Source organism: Chryseolinea soli, assembly GCF_003589925.1.
In the GTDB taxonomy this organism is placed as follows: Bacteria; Bacteroidota; Bacteroidia; order Cytophagales; family Cyclobacteriaceae; genus Chryseolinea; species Chryseolinea soli.
The window spans coordinates 1,070,741-1,088,463 of sequence record NZ_CP032382.1 but is presented as its reverse complement, the minus strand read 5'-3'; the positions used below and the strand labels follow the sequence as shown (position 1 = coordinate 1,088,463).

Here is a 17,723-nt window from a genome sequence, read left to right as displayed (position 1 = left end):
TGAACGAAAAGAAAAATGGTCATACTTCTGTTCTGATCACGCGGGCTATTCGTCGTCTTTAAAGGCGATCACGCAACGCTCTTTCTTTAACAACTCCATCGCTTCATTTACATGCAGGGTCGACTTCACATCGTCGAGTTGTTCGTTGATGCGGCTTTTGATTTCTTTCATGTGCATGGCTTCAATAAAGCGGCGCACGTCGTTGTGCGTTTCCAGGATCAGCTTGGGCACTTCTGCGGGTTTGTCGTGATCGTCTTTGGCCACCATGGTGAAGTAGCAGGAATTCGTGTGACGCACGGTGCTGTTCTTCACGTGCTCGGCTTCCACGCGAATCCCTACGATCATCGAAGAGCGCCCCACGTAATTCACCGACGCATGCAACGAGACCAGCTCGCCCACTTCCACCGGCTTCAAAAATTCCACCCGGTCCACCGACACCGTCACGCAATACGTGCCCGCGTGTTTACTGGAGCAGGCATATGCCACCTTATCCATCAGCGACAGGAGAATACCCCCGTGAATTTTCCCTCCAAAGTTGGCGTAGGAGGGAATCATAAGCTCGGTGATGGTCGTTTGAGATTTGCTGACAGGTTTGGCGGCTCCGGACATGTGAATTTGCTTTTCGAAAAGATAGGAAAAAAAATAGTGCGCTTCTCCTCTCTGCCAGGGAAGACAGGATTTATGCGACGATCATGCGGCAGCCACCGCCTGTGGGATGCGATTCATGAGCAAGCGCAATCGAAAGAACATGGCCAGTGCGGTGAGCGTAAGGCCGATGGAAAGCCCCAGCCAGATCCCCAACGATCCAAAGCCTGCTTTGAATGCCAATCCATAACCCAGCGGCAACCCAATGATCCAATACGCAATAAAAATCAGCACGGAAGGGATCTTCACATCCTGCAACCCGCGCAACGCCGAGATGCACACCACCTGCGTGCCGTCGGAAAGTTGAAACAGCCCGGCAATGATCATGAGCGATGCGGCGATGCGGAGCACTTCGGCATCGTTCACATACAACGCGGGAAGCCAGTGCCGGCCGAGCACAAAGATCAGCGCACAAGCCGACATGAACACCAACGCCATGCCGAGCAAAGTGTAGGCCGCCCGCTTCATATTTTTTACATCGTTTCGCCCGAGGAAATAGCTCACGCGAATGGTTGCCGCGGCCGCAAGCCCGGCCGTGGTCATGTAGCTGATGGTGGCGAGGTTGATAGCGATCTGATGCGCGGCCTGTGTTTTTGTGCCAAGCCATCCCATCATCACCAATGAAAAATCGAACGCGGCTACTTCAAAAATAAACTGCGCCCCACTGGGCACACCGATGTGCAGCATTTTGTTGAACAGCGCACGCGAATAATTTCCCAGCACAAACCCACCGCGAAACCGGCGGAATTCCGGTGCAAAATAAATATAACCCGCGATGGCCAACGCCATGAACACGCGCGACGAAAACGTGGCCCATCCGGAACCGACAAGTCCCATCGCCGGGAATCCGCCATGGCCGTAGATGAGCATATAGTTCAGCAAGACGTTCACCACGTTGCTGCCCACCATGATGATCATGGCCACGCGCGTATTGGATAACCCTTCGGCAAATTGTTTGAACGTTTGGAAGACGAGCACGGGAATGAGCGAGAACGTGATGATGCTCAGGAAGGGAATGGATTTATCGATCACCTCCTGTGGTTGGCCGATGTGATACAGCACACGCTTGCCCACATAGACCACCCCCGCCAGCAACAGGGCATTGATCACATTGATGACCAGTCCATGCCGCATCGTTTCAACAATGCCGCGATCGTCCTTCTTCCCATCGGCTTCCGCTACCAAGGGTGTGATGGCATACGACACACCGATGCCAAAGAGCAACAACACGTTGAACGCCACAGTGGCCAATCCGGCGGCGGCCAGCTCAGTGGCACCCACATGACCCACCATGATGTTGTCGGTGAAGCCCATGAGCACGTGACCCAGGTTGCTGAGCATGACCGGGTAGGCGAGGTGAAAATTTTCCTTGATGTGGGTTTTGAGGGTCATGCCGGATATCGGAGCAGGTTTTTGGATGGACGTTAACGACCTTTCAGCCGGGCCACCAGCAGCAGGCCGGTCATGCTGATCGCGTCGGTGATCTCGCCGCGCAACACCATGGCCACGGCTTCCGACAACGGCAGCTTCCACACTTTCATGTCGGCTTCGGATGCTTCGCGGGCGGATTCGCCTTGCGAGAGGTCCTCGGCCAGGAAGATGTAGCCCACTTCGTCGGTAACGGAGTTGGACGTGTGGATCTGTGTGAGCTCGGTCCATTTTTTTGCCGTGAGGCCCGTCTCTTCCTGCAGCTCGCGGCGGGCCGAAAATGCGGCTTCCTCGTGCGAGGGGCTGCCACCTTCGGGGATCTCCCAATGAAAGGCGTTGAGCGTATACCGGTATTGACCGACCAGCCAAGTGTTGCCCTCTGCATCGACAGGCACAATGCCGATGGCTTTGTTCTTGAAATGTACTTTGCCGTAGATCCCCTTTCCCCCGGAGGGGTTTAACACCTGATATTCAGTGACCTTGATCCACGGGTTCTCGTATTTCTCTTCGCCGGAAAGCGTGGTCCACGGATTTTTTATTTCGTTTTGAGACATGGTTCGCCGTCGGTTTTGCGGTGATGCTCAAAGCTATTCAATTCTTTTTTGCAGGAAATCATTTACGCATTAAGTTTGTGACTATGCTCAAGTCGTCTTTCACGAAAGATCTGATCGAAGCCGGATGTGACGAGGCCGGGCGTGGATGCCTCGCCGGCCCGGTGGTGGCGGCAGCGGTGATCCTTCCCAAGAAATACCGCCACAAACTCCTCAACGACTCCAAGCAACTCACCAAAGAAGAACGCGAAAAACTCCGCGAAGACATCCAACGCGACGCCATGGCCTGGGCCGTTGGCGAGATCGATCATGTAGAGATAGACCGCATCAATATCTTGAACGCGTCGTTCAAGGCCATGCACGTGGCCCTCGACAAACTGACGCTGCGTCCCGAGTTGCTGCTCATCGACGGCAACCGCTTCAAGCCTTACGGCGAACTGCGATTCGAATGCATCATCAAAGGCGATGGAAAGTATTTATCGATTGCCGCCGCGTCCATCCTGGCCAAGACCTATCGCGACGACCTGATGATGCGCCTGGCAGAAGATTTTCCCGGCTACAGTTGGCATACCAACGTGGGCTATCCCACCGAAGCCCATCGCGACGGCATACGCCAACTGGGCATCACACCACACCACCGCCGGTCGTTCACCCTGTTGCCCGATCAATTGGAATTATTTTAACCGATCGTTGTTCTTCTTTGGATCTTCGATCGATAAACATGTTTCGTATCCCAGCACACTGTTTCATATCCTCTAATTCTCCCACCCATGTGCCTCATCTTTTTAGCATTCAAAAATCATCCGGCGTATAAGCTCATCGTTGCGGCCAACCGCGATGAATTCTACGAACGCCAAACGGAAGCGGCCCATTACTGGAAGGACAAACCGGAGGTGCTGGCCGGCCGCGACCTGGTAGCCGGCGGCACCTGGATGGGTATGACCGCCAAGGGAAAGCTGGCGCTGCTCACCAACTACCGCGACCCGAAGAACATCGACCCGCATGCGCCCTCGCGCGGCCTGCTGGTGTCGGACTACCTGACGGGCCGCGACCGCCCCGAACACTATCTGCATGCCATCGCAGACGGTGAAAAAGAATACAACGGCTTCAACATTATCGTCGGAGGCCTGAACGAACTTTGGTATTACTCCAACTACACGCACGTGATCGAAGAATTGATCCCCGGCTTCTACGGACTGAGCAACCACCTGCTCGACACGCCGTGGCCGAAAGTGGTGCGGGGAAAAGAAAAGCTGAAAAGCATTTTGGACCAACCCACCATTCAACCGGAGCAATTGCTGGACGTGCTCTATGACCAGACGCTGGCGCCGGAAGACAAACTGCCCGACACCGGCTTGTCTTTGGAACGCGAAAAAGCCCTGTCGTCCATGTTCATCAAAACACCAAACTACGGCACGCGATGCACGACCGTGGTGTTGGTCGATTATGACAATGAGGTGACGTTCTGCGAACGGGTATATAATACCACCACGTTCGAGCACTCCACGGGGACCTTCCGCTTTAAGGTTTGAGGCTTTAAATTATTTCTTTGAACCCCCACCCGTCCAGGGTCTATGGGGATATACTCAGAATTTTTCTTTCCTCAACGGGGTAATCCCCAAACTGCAGCCTGCAGTTTTAGCCAACACGTAGACCGACGACAGATCCGGGAATATCCGTATGCCCATCCCGGAGCGCCATAGCGATAGCGTTGGCCAAGAAGATTTTGAGCAAGAGATCAGTCTATTCCGGGGTTAAGCGGTATATTTTGTATATAAATGGAAATAAAATAATGATAAGCGTTATTTTATGCATTAATTGCATCTCAGTGTAAGTTTTACACACTGGACATAATCCTGAAAGTTTGAAAAAGAAAGACCAATATCCCCTGCCCCTGAAAATCGCCCGGTGGCTTTTTCCAAAACTGGAGGCCTATGCGCCCGGGTTGGCCCATTGGTATTTTGAAAAGATCTTTTTCACCCCGTTGCACTACCCCGTTCCCGAAAAGGAAAAAAAGGCCGAAACATTTGCCACCCGCTTCACCGTAACGGCCGCAGACAAGACGATTCAGTGCTATTCGTGGGGCGAGGGCCGGCCCGTGTTGCTCATCCACGGATGGGCTGGACGGGCCACGCAATTCCGCCGTTTCGTAAAACCCCTCCTGGCCGCCGGCTATAAAGTGGTGGCCTTCGACGGCCCCTCCCATGGCCATTCAGAAGGGAAAAGGACCAATCTTGACGAATTTGAAGCCGCCATCCGGACAGTCTATGCCAAAATAGGGGAGCCCGTGGCCGTGATCGCCCATTCGTTTGGCGGCGGGGCGGCGTTGTTCTCGGCCATGCACGGCGTGCCCATAAAAAAACTGGTGATGATCGCTTCACCTTCCGTGGGCGACGAGATCATCAACACCTATTTGCGCACCATCAATGGCTCGCAGCCCACGGGGGAATATTTCAAGCAATTCGTCCTCCGGACCACCGGAAAGCCCTTCGACGAGTTTACCGCCCAGCATTTTGTTACCCAATTGAAAACGCCGATCGAGCTGCTGCTGGTCTACGACGAAGAAGACCGCGAAGTGCCCATGGTGCACGCCAATACCCTCATGAAGCTTTACCCCTCGGCCATGCTGATCCGCACAAAAGGCCTGGGACATACCCGCATCTTAAAAGACGACCATGTTATCGCAGCTTGTGTAACATTTGTGCGAAACGGAGCGTCGGGCTAGCGAACCTGTTTTTTAATTTGAGCCTCCCGAAAAAAATCGGTAACCTGCGCCTGTGGCAAGGGGTTTAAGGAAGGACGGGCGTTAAACTTTTATACGACCGGGCTGTAATTAAAGACAGGCACCATTAACTAATTGGGCAATGAACAAGATCATCGAAACGCACGACCTGACGAGGGAATACAGAATGGGCGATAACATCGTGAAGGCCCTTCAGGGAGTTTCCATTTCCATCAACAGGGGCGAATATGTGGCTTTTATGGGCCCCTCTGGCTCGGGAAAATCCACCCTGATGAACATCGTGGGCTGTCTGGATTCGCCCACGACGGGAGCCTACAGCCTGAATGGCAACCTGGTGAGCGAAATGACCGAAAACGAGCTGGCCGAAGTCCGCAACAAGGAGATCGGCTTTGTGTTCCAGACCTTCAACCTGCTGCCCCGCGCCAGCGCGCTGGACAACGTGGCGCTTCCCCTCATCTATGCCGGCTATGGCAAGGCCGACCGCGACGAAATGGCCATGGCGGCGCTGGAAAGCGTGAGCCTCGCCGACCGCTATCACCACAAACCCAACGAGCTTTCCGGCGGCCAACGCCAACGTGTAGCCATCGCCCGCGCGTTGGTGAACAACCCCTCCATCATCCTGGCCGATGAGCCCACCGGTAACCTGGACTCCAAGACGTCCTACGACATCATGGGCCTTTTCCAGGAGCTTCACGACAAGGGCAACACCATCATCATGGTGACCCACGAAGACGACATCGCGCACTACGCCCACCGCATCATCCGCCTCCGGGACGGTCGGATCGAATGGGACCGCACAAACGATAACGTGTCGCGCAGCAGCCCCATGGCCGCACAACACTAACATTTTCTCCCTTCCCCCGCATCGCCTACCTTTAGTGCATGAAGATCTACACGAAAACCGGAGATCGCGGCACCACATCCCTTTTTGGAGGAAAACGCGTTTCCAAAGCCGACCTGCGGATCGACACCTACGGCACCGTGGATGAATTGAATTCCTGGATCGGGCTGGTGCGCGACCAGGAAGTAAATCAAAAACGAAAAGACGTGCTGGTCGAAATACAAGACCGCCTGTTCACCATCGGCTCCATGCTGGCCACCGAGCCGGGCAACACCAAAGTGAATATTCCTACCCTCCGCGAAAGCGATATTCAATATCTTGAAAAAGAGATCGACGCCATGGATGCAGCTTTGCCGCCCATGCGGTTCTTTGTGTTACCGGGCGGCCATACAGCCGTATCGTTTTGCCACCTGGCGCGCACGGTATGCCGCCGCGCCGAGCGCCTAACCATAGCGTTGCAAGCCACCGAAGAAGTGAACGCCCTGGTGATCCAATACCTGAATCGCCTTTCGGATTACTTATTTATGTTGAGCCGCAAGATGGCCCACGAGCTAAAGGCAGAAGAAACGCCGTGGAAGCCCAGAATGGATGAATAACCGCACCCAAAAACGACATCTATCGCCAAAAACTAACATTTGTTAGTCGAATTTGAAAAATAATTCTACCTTCGGGTCCTTAATTCAGGTATCCATGGTAGAGACGTTGAAAATTGAGGTAGAGCGGGTAGCCAAATCGCGGCTTCCCCAGGTGGATTTTTCGAACCTTCCGTTCGGGAAGGTTTATACGGACCATATGTTTATGGCCGATTTTCGCAACGGCGAATGGGGTAGCCCACGCATTGTGCCCTATGGCCGCATGCTCATCAGCCCTGCCACACCGGCATTGCACTACGGACAATCTATTTTTGAAGGACTGAAAGCCTATCGTGGCACAGATCGTGAAGCGCTGGTATTCCGGCCGATGGCCAATTTCAAGCGCCTCAATCTTTCTGCCGAAAGACTCTGCATGGCGCTGGTTCCGGAGGAGTTGTTTACGGAGGGTATGCGCGCCTTGTTGGAGATCGACCGTGCTTGGATCCCCTCGACAGCTGGAAGCGCACTCTATCTCCGGCCCTTTCTTTTTTCGGCCGATGAATTTATCGGGATCCGTCCCTCGCTGGATTTCACCTTCATGATCATCGCTTCGCCGGTGGGCGCCTATTATTCCGCGCCGGTGAAAGTCAAGATCGAAACCCATTATACCCGCGCCGTGGCCGGGGGCACAGGCTATGCCAAAGCCGGCGGCAACTACGGTGGTGCCATCTACCCCACAAAGCTTGCTGTGGACCAAGGCTATCAGCAGTTGTTGTGGACCGACGGCAAAGAGCACGCCTACATTGAAGAGTCGGGCACCATGAACGTGATGTTTGTTTTTGGCGACACGCTGGTGACACCCGCCTTGAGCGACTCCATCCTGGCCGGCATCACGCGCGACAGTGTGCTGGCGATTGCGCGCCGCGAAGGCATGAAAGTGGAGGAACGCAAAGTGGGCGTGAAAGAATTGATCGATGGTTTGAAAAGCGGCCTCGTCAAAGAAGCGTTTGGCGTGGGCACGGCGGCGACCATTGCCCCCATCCAGGCCATCGGCCACGAAGGCATAGATTACCCGTTGCCTGCGGCGTCAAAGCAAAATTTTGCCGCTCATATTTATACTGTACTGGACGAGATCAAGCGCGGAATCGCTCCTGACCCCTTCGGATGGGTCGTAAAAATGTAATTTGTTTCTTTACCTGAATAACTCAACCTGAAACGGTGGACTTGATTGTTCACCGTTTTTTTTACTTTTAGAGCGAAATCGCTACAGGTTGAAAAAGACGAAAGTGCTATGGTGTTTGACGGTGCTGATGGCGTTGGCAACGGCGGGCTATGCTCAGAAGCAACTGGTGCTGCTGAAGGGTGAAAAAGTGTTGCTGCGCCTCGGCTTTGGCGACGAGATCACCTTCCGCGTGAAAGGCAGCAAGACCGTCCGGGTAAGTTATGTGAACAACCTTTTTGATACCGCGGTGATGGCGCACAAGGACATCATTCCCTTCCACAAGATCGATCGTATTTATTTCAAACATTCCAGTTTTGCCAACCGCGTGGGCGGTTTCCTGGTGATCGGGGGCGCCGGCTATTTTTTGATCGACCAATTCAATACCGTCGTGGTGCAGGGTCACAGTGCCAGCCTCGATCAAAGTGTAAACCGCGTATCCATCGCCATGGTGGCCGTGGGGCTGCCCATGATGCTGATCCGGAAAAAATCGCAGCGGATAGGAGGACGCTACCGGCTGTTCACGGCCGACTATGATTCTCCTTTCTACCAGCACGATCTCGACCGGTTTTAGACAGACCCTGATTTGTTGCCGGAATTCCTTACTTTTGGCCAAAATTTATTATTCACCATGACAACAGATCAACTGAAAGATTTGAAGGTTCGCGTTAGCGCCTTGAGGAGGTATCTTTGACTACGATCGTAAGATCGTTGAAGTAAGAGACGAGGAGCTCATTACCCAACAAGCGGATTTCTGGAACAATCCCAAACAAGCCGAAGCCATTCTAAAAAACATCCGCACCAAAAAAGTGTGGACCGACGCCTTCGATAACCTTTCCAAAGGTATCGACGACCTGGAAGTACTCTATGAATTCTACCAGGCCGGCGACGTAGGTGAAGAAGAACTGGACCGCGACTATGAGAAGACGGCCAAGGCCGTGGAGGAGTTGGAGTTCAAGAAAATGCTGAGCAAGGAAGAAGACCAGCTCAGTGCCGTGATCGAGATAAATCCCGGTGCCGGTGGCACCGAAAGCAACGACTGGGCCGACATGCTCAACCGCATGTACATCATGTGGGGCGAGAAGAGCGGCTACAAAGTGACACAGATCGACTATCAATCGGGCGAAGTCGCCGGCATCAAATCGGCCACGCTGGAAATAGACGGGCCGTTTGCCTATGGTAAACTGAAGGCGGAGATCGGCGTGCACCGCCTGGTGCGCATCTCACCGTTCGACTCCAACCAACGCCGGCATACGTCGTTCGCATCCATCTTCGTATACCCGAAAGTAGACGACTCGATCGAGATCGAGATCAATCCCGCCGACATCGAAATACAAACATCGCGTTCCGGTGGTGCGGGTGGCCAGAACGTGAACAAGGTGGAGACGAAGGTGCAGCTCACACACAAGCCCACGGGCATCGTCATCGTGTGCCAGGTGGAACGGTCTCAGCACGCCAACCGCGAGCGCGCCATGCAGATGCTGAAGTCGAAATTGTATCAGCTCGAAATGGAAAAGCGCAACGCTGCCCGCGACAAGATCGAAGCCGGCAAGATGAAGATCGACTTCGGCTCGCAGATCCGTAACTACGTGTTACATCCCTACAAGCTCGTGAAAGACGCCCGCACCGGCGTGGAGCGCCACGACGCCCAAACCGTGCTCGACGGCGACCTCGACGATTTTATCAAAGCCTTTTTACTGGGGGCACAGGAAATGCCACAGCAAGCCTGATCCAAAAAACGCGTTGCTCTTTCCATGGGGCAACGCGTTTCTTTTTCCATAAAAAAATTGACCACTCAAAAAATCTACAACACACCGTTCTGGCTCCTCTGCCTGAGCTCGTTGCTTTTCTTTGGCAGCTTCAACATGATCGTTCCCGAACTCCCGGCGTATCTCACCAGCCTGGGCGGCGCGGAATATAAAGGACTCATCATTTTTTTGTTTACCGTAACCGCGCTACTCTCTCGACCTTTCAGCGGCAAACTCGCCGACAGAATTGGCCGCAAGCCGGTGATCATGACCGGGGCGATGGTGTGTTTCGTTTGCAGTCTCATTTATCCCGTGCTCACCACGGTGATGGGATTTTTCTTGCTCCGATTAATGCACGGTTTCTCAACGGGCTTCACACCAACAGGACAGGCGGCTTATCTTTCCGATGTCATTCCCGCCAACCGCCGGGGAGAGGCCATGGGCATCTTGGCTACGGCAGGTTCGCTGGGTACGGCGGTGGCGCCTGCGATAGCCGATCCTATCGTGAGGCACTTTGGATTGCATGTTATGTTCTATTGCTCATCGGGTGCCGCGATCATTTCCATGCTGGTGGTATTGGGGATTAAGGAGACGTTGGATGAAAAACATCCCTTTGGCATAGGACTTCTCAAAGTGAAACGGTCCGATCTGTTCGAACCCCGCGTGCTCAAACCAGCCGTGGTCATGTTTCTAAGTGTATGCGCCTATGGTGCGATCCTGACGTTGTTGCCAGATTTTGGGACGTATGTCGGCATGCACAATAAAGGTGTGTTGTTTACCTACTTCACGGTGGCTATCTTGTTTGTGCGCCTGCTGGCAGGCAAGGCGTCCGATCGCTATGGGCGGGCACCGGTGTTGCTGATCGTCACGTTCGTGATCGCCATCGCGATGTTGGTGATCGCTTTTGCGCACGATCAGACACAACTCAGTGTGGGCATCATCTTGTATGGCCTAGCCTATGGTGCCACCTCGCCCACGTTGTTGGCCTGGGCCACCGACCTGAGCGATGAGCATCACCGGGGAAGAGGCATCGCGACATTGTATATCGCTATGGAGCTGGGCATTGGCATCGGGGCGCTGGTTTCGGGTTGGTTGTATGGAAATGACCACACCCATTTTCTGCATGCCTTTGCGTTTTGCAGCGCGATGTCCGTGTTGGCGTTTGTGTATCTTTTGTTTCAACGGTCCACTAAAAAAGTAAGCGTATGAAAAAAGCGGTATTGATATTCTTTGCGCTCGTTTGCCTGGGTGAATTGGCGGCGGGGTGGATGGGTTGGCTGGAAGTTCACTATGTATGCAAGCCATTGATCATGATCACGCTTGGCCTATACTACGTGATCAGCGCGACGCACCGTTCGCCGATCGTGTTGCTGGCTATTTTCTTTTCACTGGCAGGCGATGTGCTGCTGATGTTCGAGACTCGTCACGAGTTGTTTTTCATTTTTGGGTTGCTGGCCTTTCTGGCATCGCATGTCTTCTATATTTTTTCGTATCGCCAGCATCAGTGGGTGGCAGCCAGCGATGCTTTGCAGGGCATTCAGAAAATACGGGCCTCGTTTCCCATTGTCCTGGCGGGAACGGGGTTGATCATTGTGTTGTATCCGGTGTTGGGGCCGTTGCGGTTTCCGGTGATGGTGTATGCGTTGGTGCTCATCGTCATGGTGCTGAATGCGCTGTTCCGGTATGGGCGCACGGAGGCAATGAGCTTTCGGATGGTGTTTTTTGGGGCGCTCTTGTTTATGTTGTCGGATTCGCTTTTGGCGATCAATAAGTTTCTCACGCCGGTTCCGAATGGTGGGAGTTGGATCATGTTGACGTATATGGTGGCGCAGTATTGGATCGTGTTGGGGTTGGTGCGTCACGAAGAAAAAAGTTAAACCCGCTTTCGCTAAAGCTTCAGCGGGCAAGCCTCGCTTTCGCTAAAGCTTCGGTGAGCAAAGAAGGCAAACGAAATGCAAAGGGAGCAACCCAATCCTTCGGACTTTAACAATAACCCCGGCCTTTAGGCCGGGGTCTCACAGCTCTACATAAAAAGGCTTTAGCCCTGACCCACTCCACGAGTCGACCGTGCGTTACGGGAACGCTCTTCATATCCGGTTTTTGGATACAACGACACGGGATTTGGATAACTCCGTAAACGGCCATTTGTGGTCCTTTGCAGAGAACAAAATTCAAAGCTCATGGAAAACATCACGAAAGTAAAGTTAGGCAGCCAGGGATTGGTGATTCCTGCGCTTGGCCTCGGTTGTATGGGAATGACCACGATTGCGGGTGCAGATATCTACGGTAAAGCAGACGAAAACGAATCGATCGCCACCATCCACCGATCGCTGGAACTCGGAGGCAATTTTCTGGACACGGCCGACTTATACGGACCGCTGCTCAATGAGAGACTTGTCGCGAAAGCCATCCGGGGCAATCGCGCGAAGTACATTGTTGCCACAAAGTTTGGCTACGAAATTGACGACCAGGAACAGTTAACCTGGGGATACAATGGCAAAAAAGCGTACGTTAAAAAAGCAGCGGAGCGTTCCCTGAAAAATCTCGGAACAGATTATATCGACCTTTATTATCTCCACCGCCTCGATCCCAACACACCGATTGAAGAGACCGTAAGCGCCATGGCCGATCTGGTGAAGGAGGGCAAAGTGCGCTACATTGGTTTGTCGGAAGTTGGTTCCGGCACCATCAGAAAAGCACATAGCATTCATCCGTTGACAGCCGTTCAAACCGAGTATTCATTGTTTGAAAGAAGTGTGGAAGAAGAAGGTGTTCTCAACGCGCTCAAAGAACTGGGGATCGGGTTTATCGCCTATTCCCCGCTGGGAAGAGGTTTCCTCACGGGCGAACTTAAGTCGCCTGACGATTTTGCCGCGGATGATTTCAGAAGATCGCTTCCGAAATTTCAGGGGGAGCAGTTTTACAAGAACATCGAACTGGCGGATGAGATCAAAACTATGGCGCGCGAAAAGAACATCACCAGCTCGCAACTGGCCATTGCGTGGGTTGTAGCAAAAGGCCTTGTGCCCATTCCTGGAACAAAGCGGATAAAATACGTCGAGCAAAATATCGAAGCAGCAAAGATCAAGTTATCCTCAGCAGACCTGGCGAGACTGGAGTCCATTATTCCACTGGGCACGGTTACAGGCGACCGCTATGATGCCGCCAACATGGCGGTCGTGGGCAAATAAAGACCCGGATGTCACGTTCGCCGATGCTATTGCAAACAAACGTTCAAAAGATACCGGGTGCATTCACCTGGTATCTGTTTTTTTGAAAAGGAAAAGAAACAATCACTAAATTCACAACTGGATGACACGCAAACACAAATCGCCGCATGTAATTGATTCGGTGGCAGCCCTGCACAGCGCATTCGGCTTGCCTAAACCCGAACACCCGCTGGTCAGCGTCATGAAATTTTGAAAAAGTAAGCTTCACGGTGAGTGATGTATGGGATCATTTTGTGATCAATCTTTATTGTGTCGCCATTAAAAAAGGTATTAATGGAAAAATGAAGTATGGCCAGACGTACTACGATTTTGATGAGGGCGTGATGACGATGACGGCTCCCAAGCAGGTGATGTCAATAACGAATACAGATGAGATCGCCGTGTCAGGATACTTGATCTACTTCCATCCTGACTTCCTGCAGGGCTACCCGCTGATGAAAACCATCAAAGAGTATGGCTTCTTTTCCTATGAGTTGCACGAGGCCTTGTTGCTTTCCGCAAAGGAGGAAGAGTCGATCATCAGGATCATGAAAGAGGTGGAGCAGGAATATCACCAGGCTATCGACCGGTTCAGCCAGGACGTGATCATTTCGCATATCGAACTTTTGCTGGTCTATGCCAACCGGTTCTACAATCGTCAGTTCATTACACGCAAAAATCTGAATCACGATATGTTGTCAAAACTGGAAGCTCTCCTGGAGGAGTATTTCAACGGCGACAAGGTGGGGGAGATGGGATTGCCTACGGTGAAATATATTTCAGATCAACTCAATGTATCACCCGGCTACCTCAGCGATCTGCTAAAAAATCTCACCGGCCAAACCACGCAACAACACATTCACGACAAAGTGATCGACAAGGCAAAGGAAATACTTTCTACCACATCACTATCGGTGAGCGAAATAGCCTATCGGCTGGGCTTTGAATATCCGCAATCATTCAATAAACTATTTAAGAGCAAAACCAACGTCTCTCCGCTTGAATTTCGCCAGTCTGTCAACTGACAGTTCCGAGTGGTGCGATAAGAAGAGAGTTCAATACTCAAACATCTTCACCCGCTCATCGCGTTTCAAATACGTATTGAACGCATCCAGGAGTTTCTCTCTTCCATACACCTCATAAAACAACACAAACCCCTTCTCATCCTTCAAGTCGCGCTTTCGTTGAAACCCCAGCCGGAGCTTCTTCAATTCTAACTCTAACCCCACTATGAAATCGCGTTCGTCGGTATACACGATTTTGTAAGACCGCGCGTGATGAATCCGGTCAACTACCGTTTGAACTTTTTCGAAAACCGTTAGCACGATCATCACCACCACCGATCCTACCAGGGCGATAAAGTATTGCCCAGCGCCTACGGCCATACCCAACGCTGCCGAGATCCAGATCGTAGTGGCCGTCGTTATCCCGGTCACGGTTAACCCGTCTTTAAAGATCACCCCAGCCCCAAGAAAGCCGACGCCGGTGATGATGTTGGATGCGATCCGGTCCTGCGAATTTTCGCCGATGGCCATCGACACCTGGGTGAACAACGTGGATCCCAGGCATATGATGATCATCGTGCGCAACCCTGCCGCTTTGCTTCTGTACTCCCGTTCTAACCCGATGGCGGCGCCGATCACAAATGAAAGCAGCAGCTGCAAAGCCGTTTCATAGTGCGTATTCAAAATTTCCATTACCCTTGCGTTTTTCAGATCGCAAGGTAATAAAAACCTTGGCCAGGGTGATGTGGCAGTTTACAATCAGGCCAATGCCAATTCCACTTGGCGAGTCCTGAGCATGGGCTGTCGCTTCCAATAGGTGAGACTTCTCCATACCCATTCCAGCGGCCCGAATAAAAAGTACTTCAGCCAGATATTGCTGAAAGCAATTTGAAATACCCAGATCCCGAATATGAAATAAAATAATTCATACCGCTCAAAATGTCCGAAGTATCCCAACCCATAGCCATAAAAAATAAGGGTGCAAATAATGGACTGCGAGAGGTAGTTGGTGAATGCCATCTGCCCGACACAGGCGTAGAGTTTCAGAAAGCCATGAAATACACCGCTCTTATACAGCAGGCTGATCAGTCCGATATGCCCGATCGCCACGAGTGCCCGGTGAAGATCATATAAACTGAAGGGAAAGGGCCAACGTTCGATAAAGTTATAATAATTCAATTGCGCGTTGTACCAATAGATCCCTGACATGATGCCCTCACCGATGCCCAACCCGTAGCCGAGAATGAGCATGCCGGCATAAAACCCTGTAGACTTGTCGCCGGTGAGGATGCCCAATTTATACAATGCCATGCCCAACAAAATACAGATCATGACATCGAAAAAAATGTTGTCATAGAACGCGGTGGATTCAAATTTGGCGTTGGTCGACTTCACATGCTTCCACACTTCGGGATAGGATTTCAGCATGGCCTTGTTTTCTTTTTCAACTTCTTTTTTGACGTTCTCCACTTTGGTCTTCTCGACCGTTTCTTTCCATTTTTCAAGATCACCTTTTTGCTCTTCAGTGAGCGTTTTCTTTTGTGTCTCCAGTGTCATGGCCGCCAATCCTTTTTCGCGCTTCTCCAGGTTTTCCTGGTTTTTAAGATAAGACTTGAACATGTTCACACAGATGAAGAAAAGGCAAAGGCACAACAACAATTTGACAGAACTTTTTCGCAACGGGAACAGGAACAAGCCGCAGATGGCGTAGTGGTACAGAATGTCGCCGGGCCATAACAGCACATAGGCGTTGACCAGTCCGAAGACGAGCAACCAGATAAGCCGCCGGTAATAAACATCGGCTGCACCGAGACCGGATTGTTTTTCCAATCGCGAAATGATGAGCAGCGCGCCGGCGCCGAACAACATCGAGAACATGGCCCGGAAAGATCCGCCCAGCACAAAGCCGGTAACCATCCACGAAGCGATGTTGCGCATGGAGGTTTCCTGGAGGACACGCCAATCGAAATCCAACTGATAGGCTCGGGCAAAGAACGGCATGTTGAGGATCAATATGCCACAAAGGGCGACGCCACGAAGGGCATCAATCATGAAGATGCGCTCCTTTTGCTGGAGCGGCAATGAGGTTTCCATAAATGTTAGAGAGGGTTAGGGTCAATGAAGATAACATTCTGCCCTCGGGATTGCAATACCCGTAAACGGTCATAAAAAAAGCGGGTGTTGGCCCGCTTAGTTTATGTGGTCTGTGAATGGATCACAGTTTATGTACATGTCCGCTGCCAGAGGAATGGCTGTTCACGCGACTGGGATTTCCCTTGTAACCAACACTGCCGCTGCCGGAGATGCTGGTGTCCAATTCGTCTTTCACGTTGATCTCTACATCACCCGAGCCGGAGATCCGTACTTCGCATTTGCTGGTTTCCAGGTTAGCGGCCAGCACTTTTCCCGAGCCGCTGATCGTTGTTTTCACATTGCCGGCGGTGCCTGTGGCTTCGATCTTGCCCGAGCCCGTCACACCGAAGTCGGCCGTGCCGCTGACCGTGATGGCCAGGATCACTTTTCCGGAGCCGCTCACGTCGCTGTTGAAACTCCGGCATTTGCCTTTCAGGTTGATGTCGCCGCTGCCGCTCACGTCGCTTTCAATATCGCCGCTGGCTTCGGCTTCCAGTTTCAGGTTGCCCGAGCCACTCACGTTGAGGTCGAGGTCGCCTGCGATGATCTTGGTTTCGGCGATCACATCGCCGGAGCCGGCCACGCTGATGCCTTCAATATCTTTTACGGTGATGTAGACATTCACCTCGTCGCCTTCCTTCCAGCGCCAAAACTTCCATTCACCTTCTTTGCCGATCACGAGCTTGCTGCCGTCCACTTCGGTTTCGATCTCTTCCAGCACGTCTTTCCTGCCTTCGATCTCTACTTTTTGCGGACTGCCCTGGCGCAGGTAAAGCTTGCCCGGGACGCGGAAAGCGATCTTGGTGAAGGTGCTCACGTTGCGGGTTTCGCGTGTCTGGGCTTGTGCCCACGAGGCCAGCACGAGGAGCGCAAGCGCGAAGAGGAATGCATGTTTTTTCATATTTCTTGAATATTGATGTCTTACCCGTATAGACTGATCCTCCCAGACCAAGGTTGCACGGGTTGGCCTGGAATTTTTAATTCTCTTTCTTTGACGCAAAATCTCCGTCCCGGTTACATGCCCGTCTATTCGTACCTCACCCTCCAGACCCCCGCGCAGGGGAGCTATAAGGAAAAAGGAAGCAAATTCCTGGCCTTCGCCTACCCGGTGACGTCCGCCGGCGAGATCAAGGAGAAACTGGAAGCCCTGCGCAAAGAATATTTCGACGCCCGCCACCACTGCTACGCCTGGATGCTGGGCCCTGACCAAAAACATTTCCGCGCGGCCGACGATGGCGAACCCAACCACTCCGCCGGCGATCCCATTCTCGGACAGATCCGCGCCAAAGGATTGACTGACGTGCTCATCGTGGTGGTGCGCTATTTTGGTGGCATAAAGCTTGGCGTGGGCGGATTGATCACCGCCTACAAAGCCGCGGCAGACGATGCCCTACAACACGGCACGATCATTCAAAAAGACGTCATGGAAACCGTAATACTACAATATGACTATTCAGCAACTCCCGAAGTGATGCGGCTGATAAAAGATCTCACGGTTCAAATGGGAGAACAGGAATTTGCCGACCGATGCCGGATGACCATCCACTTTCCCTTAAAACAAAAAGAAAAATTCGAGGAAGCCCTGGCCCTGCTTCAGGCTTTGGGCACAGCGGTGAGCGCTGTTTGAAGT

Annotated in this window: 19 protein-coding genes; 13 read left to right on the top strand and 6 right to left on the bottom strand. The window is 52.4% G+C overall.

Features of this window, described 5'->3' with window-relative positions:
* Positions 1-45: 45 nt before the first annotated feature.
* The 3 genes from D4L85_RS04510 to D4L85_RS04500 form a co-directional block, all read right to left on the bottom strand.
* Positions 46-609: an acyl-CoA thioesterase gene (locus D4L85_RS04510; RefSeq protein WP_119753193.1), complete on the bottom strand. Its 564-nt coding sequence runs from the start codon at positions 607-609 to the stop codon at positions 46-48.
* 81 nt (positions 610-690) lie between these two features.
* The gene (locus tag D4L85_RS04505; RefSeq protein WP_119753192.1) at positions 691-2,037 is read right to left on the bottom strand and encodes an MATE family efflux transporter; all 1,347 of its coding nucleotides are present in this window, start codon (positions 2,035-2,037) and stop codon (positions 691-693) included.
* Positions 2,038-2,069: 32 nt separating this feature from the next.
* Complete coding sequence (locus D4L85_RS04500) at positions 2,070-2,627, bottom strand: NUDIX domain-containing protein (protein WP_119753191.1); 558 nt, start codon at positions 2,625-2,627, stop codon at positions 2,070-2,072.
* Between the two features lie 83 nt (positions 2,628-2,710).
* On the opposite strand from D4L85_RS04500, the gene D4L85_RS04495 reads away from it, so the two are divergent.
* From D4L85_RS04495 to D4L85_RS04440, 12 genes are all read left to right on the top strand, one after another.
* Entirely contained in the window at positions 2,711-3,307 is a 597-nt protein-coding gene (locus D4L85_RS04495; RefSeq protein WP_119758655.1) for a ribonuclease HII, read from the top strand.
* Between the two features lie 87 nt (positions 3,308-3,394).
* The gene (locus D4L85_RS04490) at positions 3,395-4,156 is read left to right on the top strand and encodes an NRDE family protein (protein WP_119753190.1); all 762 of its coding nucleotides are present in this window, start codon (positions 3,395-3,397) and stop codon (positions 4,154-4,156) included.
* A 332-nt stretch (positions 4,157-4,488) separates the two neighbouring features.
* On the top strand, positions 4,489-5,349 hold the full coding sequence (locus D4L85_RS04485; RefSeq protein WP_119753189.1) for an alpha/beta hydrolase: 861 nt from the start codon (positions 4,489-4,491) through the stop codon (positions 5,347-5,349).
* A gap of 139 nt (positions 5,350-5,488) precedes the next feature.
* Complete coding sequence (locus D4L85_RS04480) at positions 5,489-6,211, top strand: ABC transporter ATP-binding protein (protein ID WP_119753188.1); 723 nt, start codon at positions 5,489-5,491, stop codon at positions 6,209-6,211.
* Positions 6,212-6,249: 38 nt separating this feature from the next.
* The gene (locus D4L85_RS04475; protein WP_119753187.1) at positions 6,250-6,804 is read left to right on the top strand and encodes a cob(I)yrinic acid a,c-diamide adenosyltransferase; all 555 of its coding nucleotides are present in this window, start codon (positions 6,250-6,252) and stop codon (positions 6,802-6,804) included.
* A 94-nt stretch (positions 6,805-6,898) separates the two neighbouring features.
* Entirely contained in the window at positions 6,899-7,963 is a 1,065-nt protein-coding gene (locus D4L85_RS04470; protein WP_119753186.1) for a branched-chain amino acid aminotransferase, read from the top strand.
* An 88-nt stretch (positions 7,964-8,051) separates the two neighbouring features.
* Entirely contained in the window at positions 8,052-8,573 is a 522-nt protein-coding gene (locus tag D4L85_RS04465; protein WP_119753185.1) for a hypothetical protein, read from the top strand.
* Between the two features lie 57 nt (positions 8,574-8,630).
* Positions 8,631-9,729, top strand: a protein-coding gene (prfB, locus tag D4L85_RS04460) for a peptide chain release factor 2 (RefSeq protein ID WP_119753184.1) whose coding sequence is annotated in 2 segments (ribosomal slippage) — positions 8,631-8,690 and positions 8,692-9,729 — 1,098 coding nt in all. Because the reading frame shifts where the segments join, the coding sequence is not laid out codon by codon here.
* Between the two features lie 57 nt (positions 9,730-9,786).
* On the top strand, positions 9,787-10,956 hold the full coding sequence (locus D4L85_RS04455) for an MFS transporter (RefSeq protein WP_228450772.1): 1,170 nt from the start codon (positions 9,787-9,789) through the stop codon (positions 10,954-10,956).
* Positions 10,953-11,624: a lysoplasmalogenase gene (locus tag D4L85_RS04450; RefSeq protein WP_119753182.1), complete on the top strand. Its 672-nt coding sequence runs from the start codon at positions 10,953-10,955 to the stop codon at positions 11,622-11,624. Before D4L85_RS04455 ends, D4L85_RS04450 begins: the two co-directional genes overlap by 4 nt.
* 303 nt (positions 11,625-11,927) lie before the next feature.
* Positions 11,928-12,938 carry an aldo/keto reductase gene (locus D4L85_RS04445; RefSeq protein WP_119753181.1) on the top strand — a complete coding sequence of 337 codons (1,011 nt, stop codon included), beginning with the start codon at positions 11,928-11,930 and terminating at the stop codon, positions 12,936-12,938.
* A 248-nt stretch (positions 12,939-13,186) separates the two neighbouring features.
* A complete protein-coding gene (locus D4L85_RS04440; RefSeq protein WP_335621958.1) occupies positions 13,187-13,981 on the top strand; it encodes a helix-turn-helix domain-containing protein in 795 nt (264 codons plus the stop codon).
* A 30-nt stretch (positions 13,982-14,011) separates the two neighbouring features.
* On the opposite strand, the gene D4L85_RS04435 is transcribed toward D4L85_RS04440, so the two are convergent.
* From D4L85_RS04435 to D4L85_RS04425, 3 genes are all read right to left on the bottom strand, one after another.
* Positions 14,012-14,653, bottom strand: coding sequence for an MgtC/SapB family protein (locus D4L85_RS04435; protein ID WP_119753180.1), 642 nt, complete (start codon positions 14,651-14,653; stop codon positions 14,012-14,014).
* Positions 14,654-14,719: 66 nt separating this feature from the next.
* Positions 14,720-16,054: a DUF418 domain-containing protein gene (locus D4L85_RS04430; protein ID WP_119753179.1), complete on the bottom strand. Its 1,335-nt coding sequence runs from the start codon at positions 16,052-16,054 to the stop codon at positions 14,720-14,722.
* Positions 16,055-16,175: 121 nt separating this feature from the next.
* A complete protein-coding gene (locus tag D4L85_RS04425) occupies positions 16,176-16,994 on the bottom strand; it encodes a head GIN domain-containing protein (RefSeq protein WP_119753178.1) in 819 nt (272 codons plus the stop codon).
* 117 nt (positions 16,995-17,111) lie between these two features.
* Here D4L85_RS04425 and D4L85_RS04420 point away from each other — a divergent pair, with 117 nt between their 5' ends.
* A complete protein-coding gene (locus tag D4L85_RS04420; protein WP_119758654.1) occupies positions 17,112-17,720 on the top strand; it encodes an IMPACT family protein in 609 nt (202 codons plus the stop codon).
* Positions 17,721-17,723: the final 3 nt, after the last annotated feature.

Excerpts from the sequence above, each read along its gene's own strand:
- D4L85_RS04510 (WP_119753193.1), bottom strand. The coding sequence starts at position 609 with ATGTCCGGAGCCGCCAAACCTGTCAGCAAATCTCAAACGACCATCACC.
- D4L85_RS04505 (WP_119753192.1), bottom strand. The coding sequence starts at position 2,037 with ATGACCCTCAAAACCCACATCAAGGAAAATTTTCACCTCGCCTACCCG.
- D4L85_RS04500 (WP_119753191.1), bottom strand. The coding sequence starts at position 2,627 with ATGTCTCAAAACGAAATAAAAAATCCGTGGACCACGCTTTCCGGCGAA.
- D4L85_RS04495 (WP_119758655.1), top strand. The coding sequence starts at position 2,711 with ATGCTCAAGTCGTCTTTCACGAAAGATCTGATCGAAGCCGGATGTGAC.
- D4L85_RS04490 (WP_119753190.1), top strand. The coding sequence starts at position 3,395 with ATGTGCCTCATCTTTTTAGCATTCAAAAATCATCCGGCGTATAAGCTC.
- D4L85_RS04480 (WP_119753188.1), top strand. The coding sequence starts at position 5,489 with ATGAACAAGATCATCGAAACGCACGACCTGACGAGGGAATACAGAATG.
- D4L85_RS04475 (WP_119753187.1), top strand. The coding sequence starts at position 6,250 with ATGAAGATCTACACGAAAACCGGAGATCGCGGCACCACATCCCTTTTT.
- D4L85_RS04470 (WP_119753186.1), top strand. The coding sequence starts at position 6,899 with ATGGTAGAGACGTTGAAAATTGAGGTAGAGCGGGTAGCCAAATCGCGG.
- D4L85_RS04450 (WP_119753182.1), top strand. The coding sequence starts at position 10,953 with ATGAAAAAAGCGGTATTGATATTCTTTGCGCTCGTTTGCCTGGGTGAA.
- D4L85_RS04445 (WP_119753181.1), top strand. The coding sequence starts at position 11,928 with ATGGAAAACATCACGAAAGTAAAGTTAGGCAGCCAGGGATTGGTGATT.
- D4L85_RS04435 (WP_119753180.1), bottom strand. The coding sequence starts at position 14,653 with ATGGAAATTTTGAATACGCACTATGAAACGGCTTTGCAGCTGCTGCTT.
- D4L85_RS04430 (WP_119753179.1), bottom strand. The coding sequence starts at position 16,054 with ATGGAAACCTCATTGCCGCTCCAGCAAAAGGAGCGCATCTTCATGATT.
- D4L85_RS04425 (WP_119753178.1), bottom strand. The coding sequence starts at position 16,994 with ATGAAAAAACATGCATTCCTCTTCGCGCTTGCGCTCCTCGTGCTGGCC.
- D4L85_RS04420 (WP_119758654.1), top strand. The coding sequence starts at position 17,112 with ATGCCCGTCTATTCGTACCTCACCCTCCAGACCCCCGCGCAGGGGAGC.